Source organism: Phycisphaerales bacterium, from assembly GCA_020852515.1.
Lineage (GTDB): Bacteria > Planctomycetota > Phycisphaerae > Phycisphaerales > UBA5793 > UBA5793.
Window position 1 is genome coordinate 277,927 of record JADZAS010000002.1, and the last position, 19,353, is coordinate 297,279.

Annotated in this window: 15 protein-coding genes and 1 pseudogene; 9 read left to right on the forward strand and 7 right to left on the reverse strand. The window is 65.8% G+C overall.

The window, feature by feature from the left end; genetic code table 11:
• Positions 1–23 precede the first annotated feature (23 nt).
• The 5 genes and pseudogenes from rnhA to IT430_01345 form a co-directional block, all read right to left on the reverse strand.
• Positions 24–491 carry a ribonuclease HI gene (rnhA, locus tag IT430_01325; protein MCC6906558.1) on the reverse strand — a complete coding sequence of 156 codons (468 nt, stop codon included), beginning with the start codon at positions 489–491 and terminating at the stop codon, positions 24–26.
• Between the two features lie 843 nt (positions 492–1,334).
• Positions 1,335–1,454, reverse strand: a pseudogene (locus IT430_01330) (prepilin-type N-terminal cleavage/methylation domain-containing protein).
• Positions 1,455–1,661: 207 nt separating this feature from the next.
• Entirely contained in the window at positions 1,662–2,600 is a 939-nt protein-coding gene (locus tag IT430_01335; GenBank protein MCC6906559.1) for a hypothetical protein, read from the reverse strand.
• Between the two features lie 655 nt (positions 2,601–3,255).
• Positions 3,256–4,656 carry a GGDEF domain-containing protein gene (locus tag IT430_01340; protein ID MCC6906560.1) on the reverse strand — a complete coding sequence of 467 codons (1,401 nt, stop codon included), beginning with the start codon at positions 4,654–4,656 and terminating at the stop codon, positions 3,256–3,258.
• Entirely contained in the window at positions 4,653–5,339 is a 687-nt protein-coding gene (locus tag IT430_01345) for a hypothetical protein (protein ID MCC6906561.1), read from the reverse strand. The genes IT430_01340 and IT430_01345 overlap by 4 nt, the downstream gene beginning before the upstream one ends.
• A 165-nt stretch (positions 5,340–5,504) precedes the next feature.
• Here IT430_01345 and IT430_01350 point away from each other — a divergent pair, with 165 nt between their 5' ends.
• Together IT430_01350 and IT430_01355 are read left to right on the forward strand one after the other, a co-directional pair.
• Positions 5,505–6,575, forward strand: coding sequence for a hypothetical protein (locus IT430_01350; protein MCC6906562.1), 1,071 nt, complete (start codon positions 5,505–5,507; stop codon positions 6,573–6,575).
• A 66-nt stretch (positions 6,576–6,641) separates the two neighbouring features.
• Complete coding sequence (locus tag IT430_01355) at positions 6,642–8,546, forward strand: ankyrin repeat domain-containing protein (protein ID MCC6906563.1); 1,905 nt, start codon at positions 6,642–6,644, stop codon at positions 8,544–8,546.
• 21 nt (positions 8,547–8,567) lie between these two features.
• On the opposite strand, the gene IT430_01360 is transcribed toward IT430_01355, so the two are convergent.
• Positions 8,568–9,995, reverse strand: coding sequence for a UDPGP type 1 family protein (locus IT430_01360; protein ID MCC6906564.1), 1,428 nt, complete (start codon positions 9,993–9,995; stop codon positions 8,568–8,570).
• Between the two features lie 112 nt (positions 9,996–10,107).
• Positions 10,108–10,785, reverse strand: coding sequence for a phosphate signaling complex protein PhoU (gene phoU, locus IT430_01365; protein ID MCC6906565.1), 678 nt, complete (start codon positions 10,783–10,785; stop codon positions 10,108–10,110).
• A gap of 175 nt (positions 10,786–10,960) precedes the next feature.
• On the opposite strand from phoU, the gene IT430_01370 reads away from it, so the two are divergent.
• The 7 genes from IT430_01370 (at position 10,961) to IT430_01400 (ending at position 19,315) form a co-directional block, all read left to right on the forward strand.
• Positions 10,961–11,764 (forward strand): pyridoxine 5'-phosphate synthase, encoded by an 804-nt coding sequence (locus IT430_01370; protein MCC6906566.1) that lies wholly within the window; start codon positions 10,961–10,963, stop codon positions 11,762–11,764.
• Positions 11,765–11,804: 40 nt separating this feature from the next.
• Positions 11,805–12,683, forward strand: coding sequence for a 4-hydroxy-tetrahydrodipicolinate synthase (locus tag IT430_01375; protein ID MCC6906567.1), 879 nt, complete (start codon positions 11,805–11,807; stop codon positions 12,681–12,683).
• A 48-nt stretch (positions 12,684–12,731) separates the two neighbouring features.
• Positions 12,732–13,643, forward strand: coding sequence for a diaminopimelate epimerase (locus tag IT430_01380; GenBank protein ID MCC6906568.1), 912 nt, complete (start codon positions 12,732–12,734; stop codon positions 13,641–13,643).
• Between the two features lie 43 nt (positions 13,644–13,686).
• Positions 13,687–14,892: a M20/M25/M40 family metallo-hydrolase gene (locus IT430_01385; protein MCC6906569.1), complete on the forward strand. Its 1,206-nt coding sequence runs from the start codon at positions 13,687–13,689 to the stop codon at positions 14,890–14,892.
• Between the two features lie 148 nt (positions 14,893–15,040).
• Positions 15,041–16,534 carry an aminotransferase class III-fold pyridoxal phosphate-dependent enzyme gene (locus tag IT430_01390; GenBank protein MCC6906570.1) on the forward strand — a complete coding sequence of 498 codons (1,494 nt, stop codon included), beginning with the start codon at positions 15,041–15,043 and terminating at the stop codon, positions 16,532–16,534.
• Between the two features lie 126 nt (positions 16,535–16,660).
• Entirely contained in the window at positions 16,661–17,725 is a 1,065-nt protein-coding gene (locus IT430_01395; GenBank protein MCC6906571.1) for an arginine N-succinyltransferase, read from the forward strand.
• A gap of 63 nt (positions 17,726–17,788) precedes the next feature.
• Positions 17,789–19,315 (forward strand): aldehyde dehydrogenase family protein, encoded by a 1,527-nt coding sequence (locus tag IT430_01400; protein ID MCC6906572.1) that lies wholly within the window; start codon positions 17,789–17,791, stop codon positions 19,313–19,315.
• Positions 19,316–19,353 lie beyond the last annotated feature (38 nt).

The following is a 19,353-nucleotide window of genomic DNA, read 5'->3' on the forward strand; positions in this document are numbered from 1 at the left end:
GCGCGGCGCCGTTGGGGCCACCGCTACCTGAACTGCTCGATCGCGGCGACGGCGAGCTGGTCGCAGCGTTCGTTCTCGGGATGTTCACTGTGGCCGCGCACCCAGTGCAGGCGCACGGTGTGGGCGTTGCGCAGGTCGTCGAGCGTCTTCCAGAGGTCCACGTTCTGCACAGGCTCGCGCTTCCTGCCGCGCGTCCAGCCCTGGCGCTTCCAGCCGGCGACCCACTCCTTGAGCCCGTTGATGACGTACTGGCTGTCGGAGTAGAGATCGACGACGCTGGGCTTCTTGATCGCGCGCAGGCCCTCGATCGCGGCAATGAGTTCCATGCGGTTGTTGGTCGTGGCCTTTTCGCCGCCGCTGGCTTCGCGCTCGGTCCCGCTGGCGGGATGGCGGAGGATGTACGCCCAGCCCCCGGGCCCGGGATTGCCGCTGCAGGCGCCGTCGGTGAAGAGTTCGACGCGGGGAAGTTCGATCGATGCAGGATCAGGCATGAGGCGGAGTGTAGGAGCGCCTCATCGCGAGGATGAGACCAACCGAAACACCGCGCCCCATGCCCGCACGCGTCTTCATCGGCTCGGCTCCGGATCGGTCCCGAGGCCGTTCCACAGCGAGTTGTCACCGCGATTGTGTTCGACCTGGTTGCGCTGCTCGTCGATGACCACGTAGCCGAGTTCGGCCAGGCTCATGTTCGCTGCGTGTCCGTCGAGAAAGGCGACGCCTGCCTTGCGCTGGTGTCTCGCTTCAGCGGGCGACATGCCGCTGCTCTGGGCGAAGCGCTGCGCGTTGTTGTGCCGCGTGTCGAGGCGCGGCGGATCGAGGGTGTAGGCGTGTTCGCCGCGCGTGCCGCTGTCGGCAAAAATGCTCTGGTTGCCCAGGCTGTTGGCGATGCAGATCGTGCGATCCCACGTCTTGATGCGCGAGAGGCGAACGGGGAAGTTGTCGTACACCGGGTTGGGATTGTCCACACGGCTGTTGCCGAGGTACTGGTAGTTGTAGCCGTAGGATCCGTTGCGCATCGCGTCCACGCTGCCGCTGCTGCCGCCAAGATCCGCAAGCGTGTGGCTGGGATCGAGGAAGACCGCGTTGTCCACGCGCGGCAGCGCCGCGCCGCTGGTGATGATGTCGCGCTCGGCATCGCTGGTCGGCTTGAACGGATAGCCGACGTAGTCGCCGATGAACCACTGCCAGCGCGCCTCGAGGCGCTCGGTCTTGCGATGACGCTCGCCGGGAGGCAGGCGGACGGGCACAAGCGCCTCCCACTCGTTGAGATAGTGATGCAGCCCCTGACCCAGCGATCGCACATTGGAGAGATTGACTGCAGCCCGGCCCGCATCCCGCGCCACACCCAGCGCTGGTAGCAGCAGGCCGATGAGCAGCGCGATGATCGAGATGACCACGAGCAACTCGACGAGGGTGAATGCGGCCATCCGGCGGGGCGTCGGCGAGTGCGACATGAGCGGCTCCTTTGGAGGGTTCAGATCGACGGATCAATGACGCACAAATGTATTGAGACTGAGTCTCAATATCAATCGGGGAAATGGCCCTGATCGAAGCCACCGCCGGGCCGGCCGGGCGAACTGCCTGTACGTCTACAAGTTCTTTGATTGCTGTTATTTAGGCGGAGGAGGCAGCTGCTGGCGCCAATCGGCCCCACACCCTGCTCATTCGCCCAAACTCCAGCTGGACCCGGCGTGCTGGGCGATCGTGTTGAGATCGAGCACGCAGTAGCCGGTGGCGCCGAGCATTGGGAACACCAGATACGCACCATCGGGTGAAGGGCTTGGAGACGTCTCGACACTGGCCGTCGGGAACGGCTCGGCCAAAACAACGTTGGCTGATTGAGTGTCGATGACGAGCACCGAGCCCGGGGCATTCCATGTTCCGTTCCAGAAGAAGGGAAGCGCCACTTGCGGCCGGCCCGGGCACATCGCCAGGAGGAGCCGTTCGTCTGGGCTCATCACCAGTACTCGACAAGCGCCCATTGAGGACCCTTCAATCTCCTCCGGCCGCGAAGACCCGTCTTCCAACTCAAGCGTGAGGACCATCTCGCTCTCCTCCGTGCCGTAATAGACTCGCGTCCCATCGGCTGTGACGATCGCAGCAGTGATGCTGTCACGACCGTGTTGCAGCGCGACGCCGCGCACTTCAAGCGCTCGAAAGACGCGGTCGCGAGCCTCGGCAGCGGAAGTCGAAGGCTGGCCGGCATCGATCGGCGCGTGCTGTGGTGGAGTGCTGACCGGCTGCGCCCGGAGTGGGATCGATTCATGCAGCCGAAGCGTGCGCGACATTCGCGACACCGATTCGTAGATGTCGAGTCTGCCGGCCTGCGCATCCAGCTCAACAAGAGCGACCCGGTACGCGAACGGTCCGTAAAGACGAGTGATGTTGCCGGTGCAGAGATCGACCTCACGCACGAACGGATACGAGCCGGTGCAGAGGTATCTGCCGTTCCACTGCTTGCGCAACGCATAGCGATACAACTCCAATGACGGCCAATCGAAAGCGTCGTTGAATGGCACGACGCGGGACTGGTGACGCAGCAGCGCGCCATAGAGCACGGCGGCCAACACGAGTCCGGCCGCAGGAAACATCGCCGCCACCCACATTCGCTCGCCGCAGCAGAGCGCCCGCGCCTGCGTCAGATCAGCGCCGCACTCGCTGCACGTTGCCGGAATCGGAGCGGGTGGATCGGGCATCTCATAGCGACATCGACGGCAGTACTGCTTCGTGCGATTTCGACGCTTTCGCCTGACGTAGATGAAGTACAAAGCGGGCCCGGGCACGAAAAGCAGGACACCGACCGCTTCCGGCCAGAACGTGGTAATGGCGGCCCAGACATTGATAGCAGCGCCATCGACTGAACCGATCAACTGGTGCGGTTCGCCAGGCGTGAAGAGCACCTCGCCGGTGGGCAGTCGTGTGTTCTCCGAGCGCAGAATCCAGTACGAGTCTGGGTCTCGTAGAGCATCCACTTGCCCAAAGACCCAGCGCACCGAGCAAAGTACCAGCATCGAGGCGAGTCCGATGCGCCAGGCAAGCCGGAATCGGCCGAGAATCTGCATCTTCCAATTCATACCAACGGGGTGCAGTGGACTGTCACATCAGTGTCACAATTCGGTCGATTCTGCCCGGTCAACCGGTCGGTCCTGTTGATGCGGCGCAGATCGATGCCGCGATTGCCCTAAGTTGCGACGCTGCGCGGCTTCGAAGTCGTTCGCAGCGATGCGCCGCTTGAGAATTGGGGCTCCCTGATGCTCAGTTCGCTGGAGATTCTGATGGGACGCCTGCGGGGCCAATATCCGTCACCCCCGGCCCGAACGTGATGGCGTTCTTGCCGCTGCGCTTGGAGGCGAGGGCGTTGCGGTCGGCTTGTTCGAGCAGCGAGGCCACCTCGCCGCCGTCCCACGGAAACGTGGCCAGGCCGCCCGAGATCGTCAGCGTGCCGCGCGCCTCGGCGGAGAGTTTGGGGAAGCGGTGCTGGCAGATCTGCTGCTGGAAGCGGCGGGCGATCGTCTGAATGTCATCAGGATGACTCGACCCGCGCTCGCGCTGGCCCTGCGGATCGTGAAAGATGACGACGAACTCATCGCCGCCGATGCGGCAGACGCGGTCGTTGGGCCGGATCACGCTGCGAAGGAGTTTCACGGTTTCGACGAGAATCTCATCGCCGGCCGCATGGCCGTAGGCATCGTTGTAATGCTTGAAGTCGTCGATGTCAAAAAGCAGCAGGCTCACGCACTGGCGCTGGGCCCGTGCGTCGTCCAGGGCCTTGTCCATGTACTGCTCGAAGAAGCGGCGGTTGTAGGCGCCGGTCAACTGGTCGGTGTACGCCTTTTCGCGCAGGTCGCGCATGGAGCGCTCGAGGTGCAGCCAGTGACCGAGCCAGTCGGCCCAGGGCCTGAGGCCCTCGGCAGTGGGCGCTGCAGAAGCCGTCTCCGCCGCGGCCACGAGCCATCCATACGACACCTGGCGGTCGCCTTCGGCTGCAGTGCAGATCTCAGCACACGCCGCCGTGTGCGATGCGGCGGCGTCGATGCGCAGCCCACTCCAGCCCGTTTCCTGCTCCACGAGTCGCAGCGCCATCGCTCGCACTTGTTCGGGCTGGCGCAGCAGCGCCGCCACGAGGTCCACATCTCCGAGCGGCCCGGCGGGGGCAGTCGAAGCGCACGCAACTGAATTGGACGCCGCGGCTCTCTGGCGGTCCTTCGCGTCAACGCCACCATCCGGACGCGCCGCCGTAATCGCCTGCCCGGCAATGGCGCGCTCGAGCGCCTCAGGTTCAAGCGGCGATCGAAGCAGCGCATCAAAACCGATCGTCGATTCCAGGCCCGCAGCGCCGTTGCTCACCACGCCCACCAGTTCCACGTTGGGATCGATGCGGCGCACGGCCTGCACGAACGGTTCCGCGCGAGCGCCCAGGGTCTCAATGGAGGCCACGATGGCGTCGGGCGCATCAAGTACGCCTGTCTGCACCAGTTCGCCAATGACGTCGTACATGTGGTGCGCGAGCGTCGTGGGCCGCTGCGTCGAACGCGCGACCGATTCAACCAGCTGCTCATCGCCGAGCACGATGATGCGGCCGCGCGGCGCTCGCCGGCGCCGGTCAGCCTCTGCGCGCGATCCTGCTGCGCCGTTGGTGAGTTGGGATTCGCTCACGACCTGTGCTCCCCGCGCGCCGGCTCCGGTCCGGGGTCATCGCCGAGCAGCATGGCCAGTTCAGCCTGTGTGATCAGCGCTTCGTGCTCCGGCTGCGAATCGAGCGCATCTTCTTCATCGAAAGGCGAACCAGCGGCTCGCTCAGCACGCGGCACGAGCGGAGCGGGCGCATCGGCCAGACGAAGCGGCGGGCGGGCGCCTCGCGCGCGGCCGTTCGACTCTGTTTCCCGGGCGGGCGCTGCCGCAGAACGCTCCGCCGTTTGACCGCGCCGCAGCACCTCCAGGCCAGCGCCGGACTGCGTGCTGTACACCGCGACGGTGACCTGCGGCATGGTGCGCTCGACGCACGCGGCCAGGTCGTCAAAGTCATCCCACCGGGGCGGCTCGACGACGACGAGAATGAGCGTCGGGTGCAGGGCGCTCGACTGGCCCGTCGCGTGGAAAGTGCTCTGCCGCGCCGCCTGCTGACGGTGCTCCACGATCGCCGCCCCCAGCGCCGCCAAAGCCAGCACCGGCTCGGCTTCGATGCTCACTTCGACGCCGCGGGCATGAAAGGAGTCCAGAAGCGACTCTGGCGGGCGACCGTGCTGGGCCAGCAGGACGCAACGCACCGCGCGCGCCGCGGCCCCGGCCGCGCTGCGGCTCGCGTGGTCCGTCTCAGAACTCCTGCGGCTGGACGCCATGCCATGATTCTACCACCACCGGGCACAGCCATGCCTCGAAAGCGGTGAGCAACCTCGAACACGGTCGAACAGGCTTGACATCCGCACGGCTTTCCGTCATACTGCCCGGTGTCGAGCCGCAGCGTGGCGGCCCGCGTAGTCTGACCCGTCAGGAGGAGAGACCCGATGAGCCGTTTTTGGACCGCCCTGTTCGGCGCCGCAGCACCGCTTTGCCTGACCGCCGCACTCTCTGCCCAGAACCCGGCGGGAGTGGTATTCGACGCCTCAACCAGCCGGCTCGCTCCCGTCGCCGCGCCGGGGCAAGCCAATCCACAGGGTGAAGTGCTCTACGACACGCTCTGGATCACCGACGAGCAGGCCGCCAACGCCGGGATCGGCAACGCGATCGGCGGCGCGGAGGCGTTCCCGTCTCTGGGCACAGTGGACAGCCAGTTGGCCGATGACTTCCACCTTGACGTGGCGCACCAGATCAACACCGTCATCGTTGATTGCCAGTCGTACTTCGCCAGCGATGGGCCCGATGAGGGATTCTGGATTCAGTTCTACGAGAGCGATGGCCTCAAGCCGGCCGAGGCGCTGTACGCCGAAGCGACGGTGACGCAGTTCACCCGCGAGTACAAGGGGCAGTTCGCCAATTTCGAGACCTATCGCTACACGCTGGACTTGAGCGGCGCCAACATCGTGCTCGACGCCGGGGACTGGTGGATGGACGTGCAGCCGCTCGACGAGACCGACGGCGGCTGGTTCTGGTCGCTCTCCGTGCTCGATCTCAATCCGCCCGAGGGCAATCACGCACACGTGCGCGACGGCTGGCTGGCCCACGGCAACGGGTACTACGGCCTGTGGAACTCGACGGTGTGGATCGAGCACAACTTCCGCGGCCGCGGCACGCCGGCGCGGCGCATCGAAGGCCAGCCGAGCAGCGCGCTGCGCCTGCGCATCGGAGGTGAGTGCCCCGGCTCGCAATCGCTCGAAGTGGTTGGCGCCACGCCCAACGGCATCATCGCGATCCTGATCGGCTTCCAGACCGGGTCCTACACACTGCCCGGCGGGCCCTGCGAGGGAACGATGCTGGGAATCGGCCCGCAGGCGCCGCGCGTCGTGGCCATCCGCCGCGCCGACGCCAACGGCCGGCTGACGCTGACGGGAAGCGTCGGCACGGCCGCCTGCGGCAAGTACCTCCAGGCGATCGACGGAGCGACCTGCGGCACGACCAACGTCGTGCAGATCAACTGACGCCCCGGCCGCGCGCAGCGCTATCGCGGCTTCGCCGGTGAGTATCATGCCCGAGGTGGTGACCTCATGACTCTCCGGCGAAGCCGCTGCTCAATCTGGCTCGCAATCATCCTGGCGCACCTGGCGCTGGGCGCTGCCCTGACCGTGCTGGGCGCCTGGCTCGTCGCAGCGCTGCCGGCGCTGCAGCCGGCGATCTACCAGCAGCCGTTCGGGAACTGGAACGGCTGGTCGGTCAACGAGTATCGAGGCGTGGCGACGGTGCTGCGATCCGCCCACGTCTTTGATGACCCCCGCTTCGATCGTATGATCGACGCGCAGCCGTGGATCGAGCGAGCCGTGCGCGGCGACGAAGGCGTGACTTCGGTCAACGAAGAAGTGCGCGGCTGGCCCTGGCCGTGTGTGTCGTTTCGCACGATCGGCCGGGGGCCGGTGGTGTTCGATGGTGACCACGAGTTGCGCGGCGGCGTTCCCATCGAACCCATGCCCGATTCGATGTCTCGCGTCGGCGGAATGCAGGGGCATTTCGAACTGCATCGCGCCCTGCCGTGCACGATCGAGCCGCGCGCCTTCGCGGCCACGGTGCTGGCGTGGACGGGCGGGCTGGCGCTGCTCACGGCGCTGGCCGTCGCGTTTCGAGCGATGCGTCATCGGCATCGCACCCGCTGCGGCCGGTGCGTGTCGTGCGGCTACGACCTGCGCGAAACAAACCAGCCGCTCTGCTCCGAGTGCGGCTTTGCGCGCGGCGAGCGGCCCTCGCTCGCCTCGAAGCGCTTCGCGCTGCTGCCGCTCTCTGGTGCGGCGCTGGCCCTGAGCGCGATGGTGCTGCTCGCGGTGTGGAAATCCGCCGGCCGGCCGCGCCTTGACCTGCTTCACGCGGCAGCGCGCGATGGCGATGTCGAGGCGGTGACGGATCTGCTTGCGGCCGGGGCGGATGTGAACGCGCCGTGCCACGACGGGCCGTGGGACTACACCGATCTCACGCCGCTCATGTGGGCGGCGCGGCGGGGCCGGTCCGATGTGATCCAGCGCCTCATCGACGCCGGCGCCGACGTGCAAGCGGTCGACTCGAAGCGGCAGACGGCGCTGCACTGGGCGGCGTGGCGAGGCGATGTGGATTCGATCCAACTGCTGCTCGCGGCCGGGGCGGACCTGGAGGCGATCAGCGGCGATGACCTCTCCCCGCTGGCGTGCGCGATTATGCAGGGCGCGCCGCGCCGGCAGGCGGCCATCGCCCTGCTCGACGCCGGCGCCGATGTGCACCGCAAAGTCGGCGGCGTCTCGCTGCTGTACTGGACCGGCGCGCGCCCGCCGGGCGATCTCGACTTGCTCCGCATCCTGCTCGACCGCGCGCCCGAACTGCTTGAAGATGAGAAAGATGTGCGATTGATCGTCCTCTGGATGATCAAGTACCGCCGACTCGCGGAACTCCGCGAACTCGCCGATCGCGGATGCGACATCGCCACGATCGCAGCCGAATTCACCTCGGCGGCCGCAGCCGCGGGCGATCTTGAACTCGTGCAGTACCTAGCCGAACTGGGCGTGCCGATTACGCAGTCGCCCTACGGCGACATCCTCCACATGGCGTTCACTACCGGCAACGTGGAGATGGCTCGCTACATGCTCGCGCAAGGACTCGACCCCACTGCGCGAAACAGCCGCGGCGAGACGATTCTCTTCTGGGGCGTCTGGGCGAGCACGCCCGAGATGGCCGACCTCGCGCTGAGTCTGGGCGTGGATGTCAACGCCACCGCCGACGACGGCAGCACGGCACTCATGTCCAGCGCCGGCAACGGCATCACGGAAGCCGTGCGTCGGCTGCTGGCAGCGGGCGCCGATCCGAAGGCACAGGATAACGCCGGCATGAACGCTCTTGGCTACGTCAAACGCCGGGAGACAGCCTATCCGTACGACCCCCGGCTGGAAATCATTCGCATGCTCGAAGAAGCGATGGCGGATGCTCCGCGAAAGTAGCGGCAAGCACGACAGCAGCCGTTACAGCAGCACCTCGGCGCCCGGCGCGATCGTCGCCGGCAGGTCCTTCACGTTCTGAAGATCCGCCGCTTCGAGCGCGGTGAGCGGGCTGATTTCGATCACGGCTGTGCATGCGCCCTTGTCGTTGCGCGGCGCCTTGACGCCCGCCGCCTCAAGCCAGCGCGCGGCCCGCTCGATCTGCAGCGCCCGGCTCGACTCGGCCGAATCGACGCCGCTGAGATTCTTGATCGGCGCGAACTCTTCGACGCGGTCGGTCTCGAGGATGATCGACGCTTCGCACAGCGGAAGCGCATCGAAGACAAAGGTTTCGAGTTTCACGCCGTTGGGCTCGGCCGGCTCGACGAGTTGGCCGGTGTCGAGATCGACGTGCGGGATCTTCTTGTCGGCGCGGTGGAAGGGCAGTGCGAATCCAGCGGGATCGGTATTGAGCCGCCTGACGAACTCGACGCCGATGCAGTGAATGGCCAGCGAGCCGGCGCCGAAGCGCAGCTCGCCGCGCTCATCGCGCTGCTCGGCGAGTTCATCGGGCAGGTCGGAATACTCGATGATCGTGGTGCGGCCATTCACGCGGCAGAAGTTGCCAAGCTTCTCAAAGGGCCCGGTCTTGGGAAGCATCTTGCTGCTCATCTCGCCGGATGAATCTTCCGCGGCGGCGTGCAGGCCGATGAAGAGCGGATCGATGACGCGCACGTGCGGGTTGTCCACCTGGATGTAACTGATGTGCTCGACGCCTCGCTTGAGCATGTCATCGATGGCGCCGCTGCGATAGAGCGCGCGGAGCGAGCCGCCGTGCCCGTCGGGGTTTACGGCCAGTTCATCCTTTGCCGCCAGCAGGATGCGGCCGCTGTCGCGATCGAAACTCGGCATGACGCCCTGCTGGAAGAACATGATGTCTTCGCGCCCCAGGCCGAAATAGTCGCGCTGCGCAAAGAACTCGACCGTCGGCTCGTGGTTGAGCGGGCTCGTCATGACGTACAGCGGAATGGCCCTTCCCCACCGCCTCCCCGCCGCGAGCAACTGCTCGGCGAACAGCTGAAAGAGCGGCTTGCGCGTGATGGGCGTGGCGGGATAGGTGCCTTTGGGCCCGTCCCAGCCCAGCCGCGTGCCCTGACCGCCGGCGACGCAGAACGCGGCGACCTTGCCCTGGCGGACGAGGTCCTCGCCGACGGTGCGGAAACTGGCCGCGTCGTACGGCCGCCTCGGGTTGCCGGCATCGCGCGGATACCAGACGGGCGGCTCGATCCGCTCGGGCAGTTCAAACTCCGGCTTGCGCAGCACGTACTGCTCGACCCACTCGCGCAGGCGATCGAACTCGAGCGCTTCGATCTGCGCAGCAAGTTGAGCCTGCCGGCGATGGTCCAGCTCGTTCCAGAAGCGCAGAAGGTGTTCCTGCCCCACTTCCTCGAGTTGCGCCCGCAATGCGTCCATGTCCTTCATCTCTCGTCCATCCGCTCTGAGGTCACCGTGCGACTGCATTGAATGCGCGGCACGGCGGCGCGGCTACCGGGAATCGACTCGCGCAGTCTGAGATGCATTCGGTTCAGGCCGGCATCGGCTCGGACCAGCCGGCGCTGAGGTGCCGGACGATCTGGCCGGACTCGACGTAGATGACCTGCTCGGCGATGTTGGTCGTGTGGTCGGCCATGCGCTCGATGGCGTTGCCGATGGTCCAGAAAGCGGAGGCGAAGTCGACGGTGCAGGCGCCCCGGGAGAGTTCTTCCTGCACCTCGCGCAGGAGGGTGCGGCTGAACTTCTCGACCAGATCGTCGCTGGCGAGCACCTGGCGGGCCCGGCTCGAATCGAGATCGCGCATCGACATGTTCGCGTCGCGGATCATGCCGATCACGCTGTTGACCGTCACCCGCAGTGTCGGCGGAAACGCTTCCTTGCACCGGGAGACCAGCACGACCAGTTCCGCCACGCCGGCGCCGAGGTCGGCGATGCGCTCCAGTTCGTTGTTCACCTTCACGATCGTGAGCACCATGCGCAACTGCGTCGCGTTACTGTCTCCCAGCGCCAGCAGCTCGACGGCCGCCTTTTCGATTTCGATGTCCACGCGGTCAATGAGGTCGTCGTCCTTGATGACCTGCTCGGCCTTGGCGCGGTCGGCGTCGAAGACGGACTCGAAGGCCCGCTCGACCATTGCTTCGACGCGCTGGCCCTGCTGGACGATGTCGTGGTGGAGTCGGTCGAGTCGCTGGCGGAATGCGTCTGACATGGCCCGGTCACCCCCCGCGGAGCGTGCGCCCCGGTCGCTGATCCCCCGCTGCCGCGCGTCCGCGGCATCTCACCCTTCACGATAGGCACTTCCGGCGCACCGGAAGAATGAATCCGCGCCCTCTGAAGCGGTGCGCGCTGGTGTCCGCACCGGCAGCCGAATACCGTATGGCGGCATGGTTGAACTGGGCGTCAATATCGATCACGTGGCCACGGTGCGTCAGGCGAGGCGCGGCGTCGAACCCGACCCCGTCTGGGCCGCGGTGCAGGCGCTGCTGGGCGGGGCCGATGGCATCACCTTTCACCTCCGCGAAGACCGCCGGCACATGCAGGACCGCGACATCGAGCGGCTCAAAGAGGTCGTGCAGGGTCCGCTGAACTTCGAACTCGCCGCCGTGGAACCCATTGTCGATTTTGCGTGTGCGATCAAGCCGGCGATGGCCATGCTCGTACCCGAGCGTCGTGATGAAGTGACGACCGAGGGCGGCCTCGATGTCGCGGGACAAAAAAGCCGGATGCGCGAAGTGGTTGCGAAATTTGCATCGCATGGCATTCGCGCCAGCGCCTTCATCGACGCCCAGGCCAGCCAGATCGACGCCGCGCGCGAGTGTGGTTTCGAAGTGTGCGAGGTCCACACCGGGCCCTACGCCATCGCATTCAACCGCCTGCACGACGTCACCCTGCCGGAAGTGGCTCGGGAACTGGAGCGCGTGGCGGAAGCGGGCCGACTCATTCAGAGCGCCGGCATGCAGTTCAACGCCGGGCATGGCCTGAACTACCGCAACGTCGGGCCGATCGCCGCCCTGCCGGGCGTGTGCGAACTGCACATCGGACACAGCATCGTGAGCCGGGCGATCTTCGACGGCATGCGCGAAGCCGTGCGGGAAATGAAGCGGCTGATCGTCGAAGCCGCTCGAGGTATCGACCCGCAACACTCACCACCAGGCCACGAAGGGCACAAAGGAAACACCAAGAGATGAATCAGATTGCAAGGCACTTCAGAATCGCCGGAGCAGCGCTATGAACTTTGCCGGTTGTTACACCGCGATCGTGACTCCGTTTGGCGGCGACGGCCAGGTTGATCTTGCCGCGCTGCGCCGGCAGGTCGAGTTCCAGGCGAAAGGCGGCGTGTCGGGCGTCGTTCCCTGCGGCACGACGGGCGAGTCGCCCACGCTCAGTGAGGCCGAGTGGGAGAAGGTGGTCGCCGCGACGGTGGAGATCGCCCGCCCCCTCGGACTGACGGTGATCGCCGGCACGGGATCCAACAACACGCACCACGCGGTGGACCTGCAGAAGCGGGCCGCGGCGCTGGGCGCCGACGCCGGTCTGAGCGTGAATCCCTACTACACCAAGCCGACGCAGGAAGGCATGCGCCGGCACTTCCTGGCCGTGGCCGAATCCACCGATTTGCCCGTCGTGCTCTACAACATCCCTGGCCGCACCGGTGTGGCCCTGCAGCCCGAGACCATCGCCCGGCTGTGTGAGCACCCGAACATCGCCGCCGTGAAAGAGGCGACGGGCTCGATGGATTCGGCCAGTTCGATCGCGGCGATGTGCGACATCACGATTCTCTCGGGCGATGATTCGATGACGCTGCCCTTCTGCAGCATCGGCGCCACCGGCGTGGTGAGCGTGGTGTCCAACATCCTGCCCCGGCGCGTTCAGGACCTGTGCGATGCGTGCAACGGCGGGCAGTGGAGCCAGGCCCGCGACATCCACTTCGAGCTCTTTGACGTCTGCCGCAGTCTTCTCTCGCTCGAAACGAACCCGATTCCGATCAAGACGGCCATGCGTTTGCTCGGGCGCGACAGCGGCACGCTGCGTTTGCCGATGACAGAGGGGACCGAGCAGACGGCCGCTGCGATCCGCGCTCTGCTCACGCGCCTGAAGATGCTCTGATCCGTATCCTGAAAGCGCACCTCGCTGCCACGGAGGGATGATCTAATCGTGCTCAAGTTCACGAAAATGCACGGCATCGGAAACGACTACGTCTACCTGGATGCCGTCAGCGAACCCGCAATCGCCGAACGGACCGATCTGCCCGAGCTGGCCCGGCGCATCAGCGACCGGCACAAAGGCATCGGCTCTGACGGGCTCATCGTCATCGCCCGGCCGACGAGCGAGAGCGGCCTCACCGATGCCGTGCGGATGATCATGTTCAACGCCGACGGCTCAGAAGGCGCCATGTGCGGCAACGGCATCCGCTGTGTCGCCAAGTTCGCCGTCGAACATGCGCTGGTCTCCGTCAACGCGCGGCCGCTGCTGGTTGAGACCAAATCGGGCGTGAAGTCGATCGACTACACGATGGACAACGGCCGAGTCTTCAGCGCCACGGTGGACATGGGCGAACCGATCCTCGATCTGCCGCGCATCCCCGTCAACGCGGAAGAGCTCGAGGAAGTCGGTGACGCCGGCGGCGTGCACCGGCTGAGCATCAAGTCGCAAGGGCGTCGCGCGACCGACCCGCCCAAGACGCTCGAGGGCACGTTCGTGAGCATGGGCAACCCGCACGCCGTGTTCTTCCACCCGGATGTCAACGCCATCAACCTGGAGGCGATCGGGCCGCTGGTGGAGAATCACCCGGCGTTTCCAGATCGCGTCAACGTGCACTTCGTGCAGTGCATTTCGCGGACCGAGGTGCGCATGCGAACCTGGGAACGCGGCAGCGGAATCACCATGGCGTGCGGCACCGGAGCCGCGGCGGTGTGCGTGGCCTGCGTGCTGCGCAGCCGCACCGAACGCAGCATTCTCATGCACCTGCCCGGAGGCGATCTGCGCATGGAGTGGCGCACCGGCGATCATCGCGTCTACAAGACCGGGCCGGCCGAGGAAGTGTTCAATGGAACGTGGGAAGAGTGATCAAGCGGTGAGTTGATGGCTTTGTGACTTTTGCCGGGTGCTTATGTCGCTGACCGACTTGCAGCAACGTGTGCATAATGAACTCGCCAGCCACGGCGAGGCGATGCTGAATGAACTCGCCGCGCACGTGGCGATTCCGACGGGAAAAGGACATGAACCCGGATTGAACCAGTACCGGGATGCGCTCACGGCGCGGCTCGCCGCGCTCACTCACTCGATCGACCGCATCCCCGGCGCCGCGCGACCGGCATGGATCGATGTCGTGCCGCGACCGCAAACAACCCACCCGCCCGTGACAGTCGTCGCCCGGCATCATGTGAGCGATGCGCTGCCGCGCCTGCTGCTGGCCGGGCACATCGACACCGTGCACGATCCGGCCGGCGCCTTTCGCACTCTGACGCTCTCGCCCGACGGCCGGACCGCGGTCGGGCCGGGCGCGGCGGATATGAAGGGCGGCATTCTCGTCGCGCTGCACGCAATCGAAGCTCTGCACCGGTGCGGCGCGAAGATCAACTGGACGTTTCTGCTCAACAGCGATGAAGAGACGGGGTCGTTCCATTCCGATCCGGCGCTCGAAGCCGAAGCGAAGCGGCATGACTTTGGTCTGGCGCTCGAGCCCGCGCTGCCGGGCGGGGCGCTGGCCATCGAACGCATGGGCAGCGGTCAGTTCAAGATTGAAGTGCACGGGCGTTCTGCGCATGTGGGGCGTGATTTTGCCTCAGGCATTTCGGCGGTGACTCGACTGGGCGAGATCATCGCCGAGATCGGTTCCTGGCCGCGGCCCGCCGAGGGCGTGATCATCAACGTCGGACCGTTGCAGGGCGGCAGCGTGACCAACGCCGTCGCCGACTTCGCCGCGTGCTGGGGCAACGTGCGCTTCGCCGACGAGCGCGCTGCGACTGAACTTGAATCAAAGCTGCTTTCGCTGGCTACGCCGGCGGATGTGCTGCCGCGCGTCGTGGTGCACCACCGCTGGAACCGCCCCGCCAAGCCGCTCGTACCCGCCACGCAGCAACTCGCGGATCGAGCTGCCGCTGTCGCGCGGTCGCTGGGCCAGGCGCTTCCCTTCACGAAAACGGGCGGCGTGTGCGATGGCAACATCCTCCAGCACGCAGGACTGCCGACGATCGACACCCTTGGCGTGCGCGGCGGCGGCCTGCATACGACTGATGAGTGGATTGAGGTGGCGAGCCTGGTGGAGCGGAGCCAGTTGCTGGCCGTGCTCATGCTGGAACTTTCGGGCAGTTGAAACCGCGGCGCCGGCGACCTCAGCGGCCGCAGGGCGCGATTGCTCGGGGAGAGATGGCAATCGGCGGGCTGAAAATGCCGATTATTCAGGTGTCTGCCGCATCCGCTGTTCTCTCCGCCCCACCGCCTGACCCGGATACAGTCCTCACATGAACGCCAGCACCACTACCGCCGCTCCCGCCACCAAAGCCTCGAAACTCAACTCCAGCCCGATTGTCGAAGAGGCGATTGATCGCGCGATCGACGAAATGCGAAAGGTGCAGTCCGGCATCACCGCCGTGCGCCCGCCGCTGAACGACGAACTTGCGGCTCGATACCGCGATCTGCTGGCGCAGGCCAGCGAGGTGCGCGGCAAGAGCAAGCTCTTCTTCGATTACCACGGCTCGGGGCTGGGCAACGGGCCCTTTGTCGAACTCGCCGACGGCTCGGTGAAGATGGATCTCATCTGCGGCATCGGGCCGATGTTCTTCGGCCACAGCGATCCGGAGGTGACGCGCATCGCCATGCGTGCCGCGATGAGCGATCTCATCGTGCAGGGCAACCTGCAGATGAACGAGGACTCGACGCAGTTCTCGAATCTGCTCGTCGAAGAAGCGTCCAAGTGCAGTCGGTTGGCGCACGTGTTCCTGACCAACTCGGGCTGCATGGCCAACGAGTCGGCACTGAAGATCTGCTATCAGAAGCACGCGCCGGCCAGCCGCGTCATCGCTTTCGAGAACTGCTTCATGGGCCGCAGCGTGACCATGAGCCAGATCGGCGATAACGCCGGCAATCGCGTGGGCATTCCTCTCTCGACGCTGGTCGACTACCTGCCCTTTTACGACGCCGAGCGAGGAGAAGCTTCCACGCGAGATGCGCTCGCGCGGCTCGACCGGCTCATCGAACGCTACCCCGGACAGCACGCGTGCATGATCTTCGAACTCGTCCAGGGCGAGGGCGGCTTCAACCCGGCGCCGCGCGAGTTCTTCGCGGCGCTGATGGAGCGGTGCAGGAAAGCCGGCATCGCGGTGTGGGTGGATGAAGTGCAGACCTTCGGCCGCACGGGCGAAATGTTCGCCTTCGACCTGCTCAAGCTCGGCGAGTACGTGGATGTGTGCACGATCGGCAAACTGAGCCAGATCTGCGCGTGTCTCTACTCCAAAGACTACAACCCCAAGCCGGGCCTGCTCAGCGGCACGTTTCTCGGCTCCACCGTCGCGCTCCAGGCAGGCATGTACATCCTCGACACGCTGCGCGGCGGAGACTACTACGGCCCGAACGGGTCGATTGCGCAGCACCACCAGCGTTTCGTCGCAGGCATTGAAGGCATCGCCTCGCGCCATCCGGAGTGGTTCGGGCCCGTTCTCAGTCCCGACGGCGCAGCGATGAAGCACGTGAAAGTGGCGGGGGGACTGGGCGGCATGATGCGGTTCACGCCGTTCGGCGGCCGCAAGGAACCCGTGAACAAGTTCATGTACAACCTCTATGACGAGGGTGTGCTGTCGTTCTACTGCGGCCACGGGCCGTATCACATCCGCTTTCTGCCCCCGCTGGGCGTGATGAAACTTCAGCAGTGGGACGCCGCGTTCGAGGTCGTGGAGCGGGCGCTGGCGCGCACCTTCGAAGAGATCAGCCGCAAAGAGGCGCCAAAGGCGCAGAATTGAGCCGAAGCGGCCGGGATGATCGTTCGCACCGCGATTTCGCCGATAGATAAGACGAATTCCCTCACTTGCTCTTATGACTCCTGAGCCCTTTCGCGGCTGGTCAGAAAGCCGCCGGACCTCCCCGCCATGTACGTCATCCGTCAAGCCCGGCCCGATGATGCCTCCATCCTGCTCAAGCTGGCGCGGATGGTTCACTTCATCAATCTCCCGGCCGACCCCGAGATCATCGCCGACAAGATTCGCCGCTCGCAACTCAGTTTCGAAGGCTCGATCACAGACCTGACGCGCGCCATCTACATGTTCGCGATCGAGGATGACACGACCGGCAATCTGCTGGGCACGTCGCAGATCATTCCGCAGATCGGCACGCCGGAAGCGCCCAACACCTACTTCCAGGTCCGCAGCCGCACGATGTACGCCGACGACCTGCAGCAGGGCATGACGCACACGACGCTGCAGCTGGGCTCCGTCACAGATGGCCCTACGGAAGTCGGCGGGCTCATCCTCGCGCCGAGTTATCGCGGGCACCCGGCCAAGCTCGGCAAGACGCTTTCGCTCATCCGCTTCCACTACATGGGACTCCATCCCGAGCGGTTCCGCGATGAGCTGCTTGCCGAAATGATGGCCCGCCTCACGCCTGAAGGCACCAACGCGTTCTGGGAGCATCTCGGGCGGCGGTTTATCAACCTCACCTACACCGAGGCGGACCGGCTTTCGACGCGCTCCAAGGGCTTCATTCTGAAACTCATGCCGCACGAGGAAATCTACGTCACGATCCTGCCGCCCGAGGCGCGCATGCTCATCGGCAAAGTCGGCAAGGACACCGAGCCGGCCAAGGCGATGCTCGAGCGCATGGGCTTCAAGTACGAAGACCACATCGACCCGTTCGACGGCGGGCCGCACCTGCACGCGAAGACCGCGGATGTATCCGTCGTGCGCGACACGAAGCGCCTGAAACTCGGCAAAGCGTGCACCAAGGCCCAGGCCAAGGGCGAAGCGCTGGTGAGCTTCGACGGCGAGGACGGCTTCCGCGCCGTCGCAACGGGGGCGATGCTCAGCAGCGACGGCAAGTGCGTGCGCATTCCTCGGGATGAGATGAAGGCGATCCACGCCAGCGAAGGCGATCGCGTGGGATTCACGCTGCTGAGCAAAGGCGAACGCAAGGGCGGCAGGCAACGCAGGCGAGCCTGAGGCATCCCCGTCGCCGCGCTCGAGGCAGCGCTCCCTGCCGCGCTTGCGGTCATACGATCGTTCATGGTTCACTCTTCACTGCTCGAACGGGCCCCGGCGGATTACATCGACGGCCGGTGGATCGAACTGGGCGCGGGCGATGGAATTACCTCTACGAACCCTGCAGCGCCTGATGAGATCATCTGGCAGGCCGCGTCGAACATCGCGCATGTCGAAGAGGCCATCGCGGCAGCGCGGCGGGCGGCGCCGGGATGGGCGCAACTGCCCATCGCGCGGCGGCACGAGTATCTCCGCCGCTACCAGCAGGTCGTCAAGGCGCACCTCGATCGCATCGCAGGACTGATCTGCGATGAGAGCGGCAAGACGATGGCCGAGTCCACGTTTGAAGCCAACGCGCTGATCGGCAAGGTGGACATCACGCTCGATCCGACGGGCGCGCTCGGCCGCATCACCGATTTCGAAGTGCCCGTCAGCGCGACGCGGCGCGGCATCAACCGCTTCAAGCCGCACGGCGTGATGGCCGTCATCGGGCCGTTCAACTTTCCCGCCCACCTGCCCAACGGCCACTTCATTCCCGCACTGGCCGCCGGCAACTCGATCGTCTTCAAACCCAGCGACAAGACCCCGGCGGTCGGACAGGTGATCGCGGAGGTCTGGCACGAGGTCGGCCTGCCTCAGGGCGTCTTCAACCTCGTGCAGGGCGCAGCGGATGTGGCTTCGACGCTGGTCAGGCATGAGGGAATCGACGGCATTCTCTTCACCGGCTCGTGGGGCGTCGGCCGGCGCATTCTCGAAGCCAACCTCGACAGGCCCGGACGCATCATCGCGCTGGAGATGGGCGGCAACAACCCGGCCGTCGTCATGGATGACGCTGATCTCCGCCAGGCGGTCATTGAGTGCGTTCGGGCCGGGTTCGCGACCACCGGCCAGCGCTGCACCTGCACGCGGCGGGTGATCGTGCACGAGAAGATCGTGGATCGATTCAAGAGGGCGTTTGTCGAGGCGGCGCGGAGCCTGACGATCGGACCCGGTCGCAGCGAGCCGGGACCGTTCATGGGACCGGTGATCAATGAAGCGACCGTTGAGGCGGTGATCGACTTCCAAAGCCGCCTGGCGAGTCGCCGCGGCAAGATACTCCTTGAGGCGAGGAAAGCTCGGGACATCGGGCACTTCATCTCACCCGGCGTTGTTGAAGTGGATGGTTCCCATTACAGACCCGGCGACGCCGAGCACGATTGCGAAGTCTTCGGGCCGATGGTTCAGCTGAGCACCTGCCGCGATCTGGATGACGCCATCGCCCAGGCCAACGCAACGCAATACGGCCTGGCGGCTGCGGTCTTCACGCGCGACGCCGAGGCGGCGGAGCGCTTTTTCTGGCAGGTGCGAGCCGGATGCATCAACTGGAACACCGGCACAGCGGGCGCCTCGAGCAAGCTCGCGTTCGGCGGGCTCGGGCACAGCGGGAACCACCGACCGGCCGGTGCGTTCAGCGTGGACTACTGCGCCTATCCGGTCGCGGCGATGGTCGAGACCTCCGGCGACGCGGCGGTTCCGGCGGGCATGGCCTTTGACGACGACTGGCTGCGATAATGATCGCCGGCCGCGCAAATGAGAAGACCCCGGCGAAT

Coding starts and splice junctions, on each gene's coding strand:
- IT430_01360 (MCC6906564.1), bottom strand. CDS start 9,995: ATGGACGCATTGCGGGCGCAACTCGAGGAAGTGGGGCAGGAACACCTT.
- IT430_01370 (MCC6906566.1), top strand. CDS start 10,961: ATGGTTGAACTGGGCGTCAATATCGATCACGTGGCCACGGTGCGTCAG.
- IT430_01395 (MCC6906571.1), top strand. CDS start 16,661: ATGTACGTCATCCGTCAAGCCCGGCCCGATGATGCCTCCATCCTGCTC.
- IT430_01345 (MCC6906561.1), bottom strand. CDS start 5,339: ATGGCGTCCAGCCGCAGGAGTTCTGAGACGGACCACGCGAGCCGCAGC.
- rnhA (MCC6906558.1), bottom strand. CDS start 491: ATGCCTGATCCTGCATCGATCGAACTTCCCCGCGTCGAACTCTTCACC.
- IT430_01375 (MCC6906567.1), top strand. CDS start 11,805: ATGAACTTTGCCGGTTGTTACACCGCGATCGTGACTCCGTTTGGCGGC.
- IT430_01390 (MCC6906570.1), top strand. CDS start 15,041: ATGAACGCCAGCACCACTACCGCCGCTCCCGCCACCAAAGCCTCGAAA.
- IT430_01350 (MCC6906562.1), top strand. CDS start 5,505: ATGAGCCGTTTTTGGACCGCCCTGTTCGGCGCCGCAGCACCGCTTTGC.
- IT430_01400 (MCC6906572.1), top strand. CDS start 17,789: ATGGTTCACTCTTCACTGCTCGAACGGGCCCCGGCGGATTACATCGAC.
- IT430_01385 (MCC6906569.1), top strand. CDS start 13,687: ATGTCGCTGACCGACTTGCAGCAACGTGTGCATAATGAACTCGCCAGC.
- phoU (MCC6906565.1), bottom strand. CDS start 10,785: ATGTCAGACGCATTCCGCCAGCGACTCGACCGACTCCACCACGACATC.
- IT430_01355 (MCC6906563.1), top strand. CDS start 6,642: ATGACTCTCCGGCGAAGCCGCTGCTCAATCTGGCTCGCAATCATCCTG.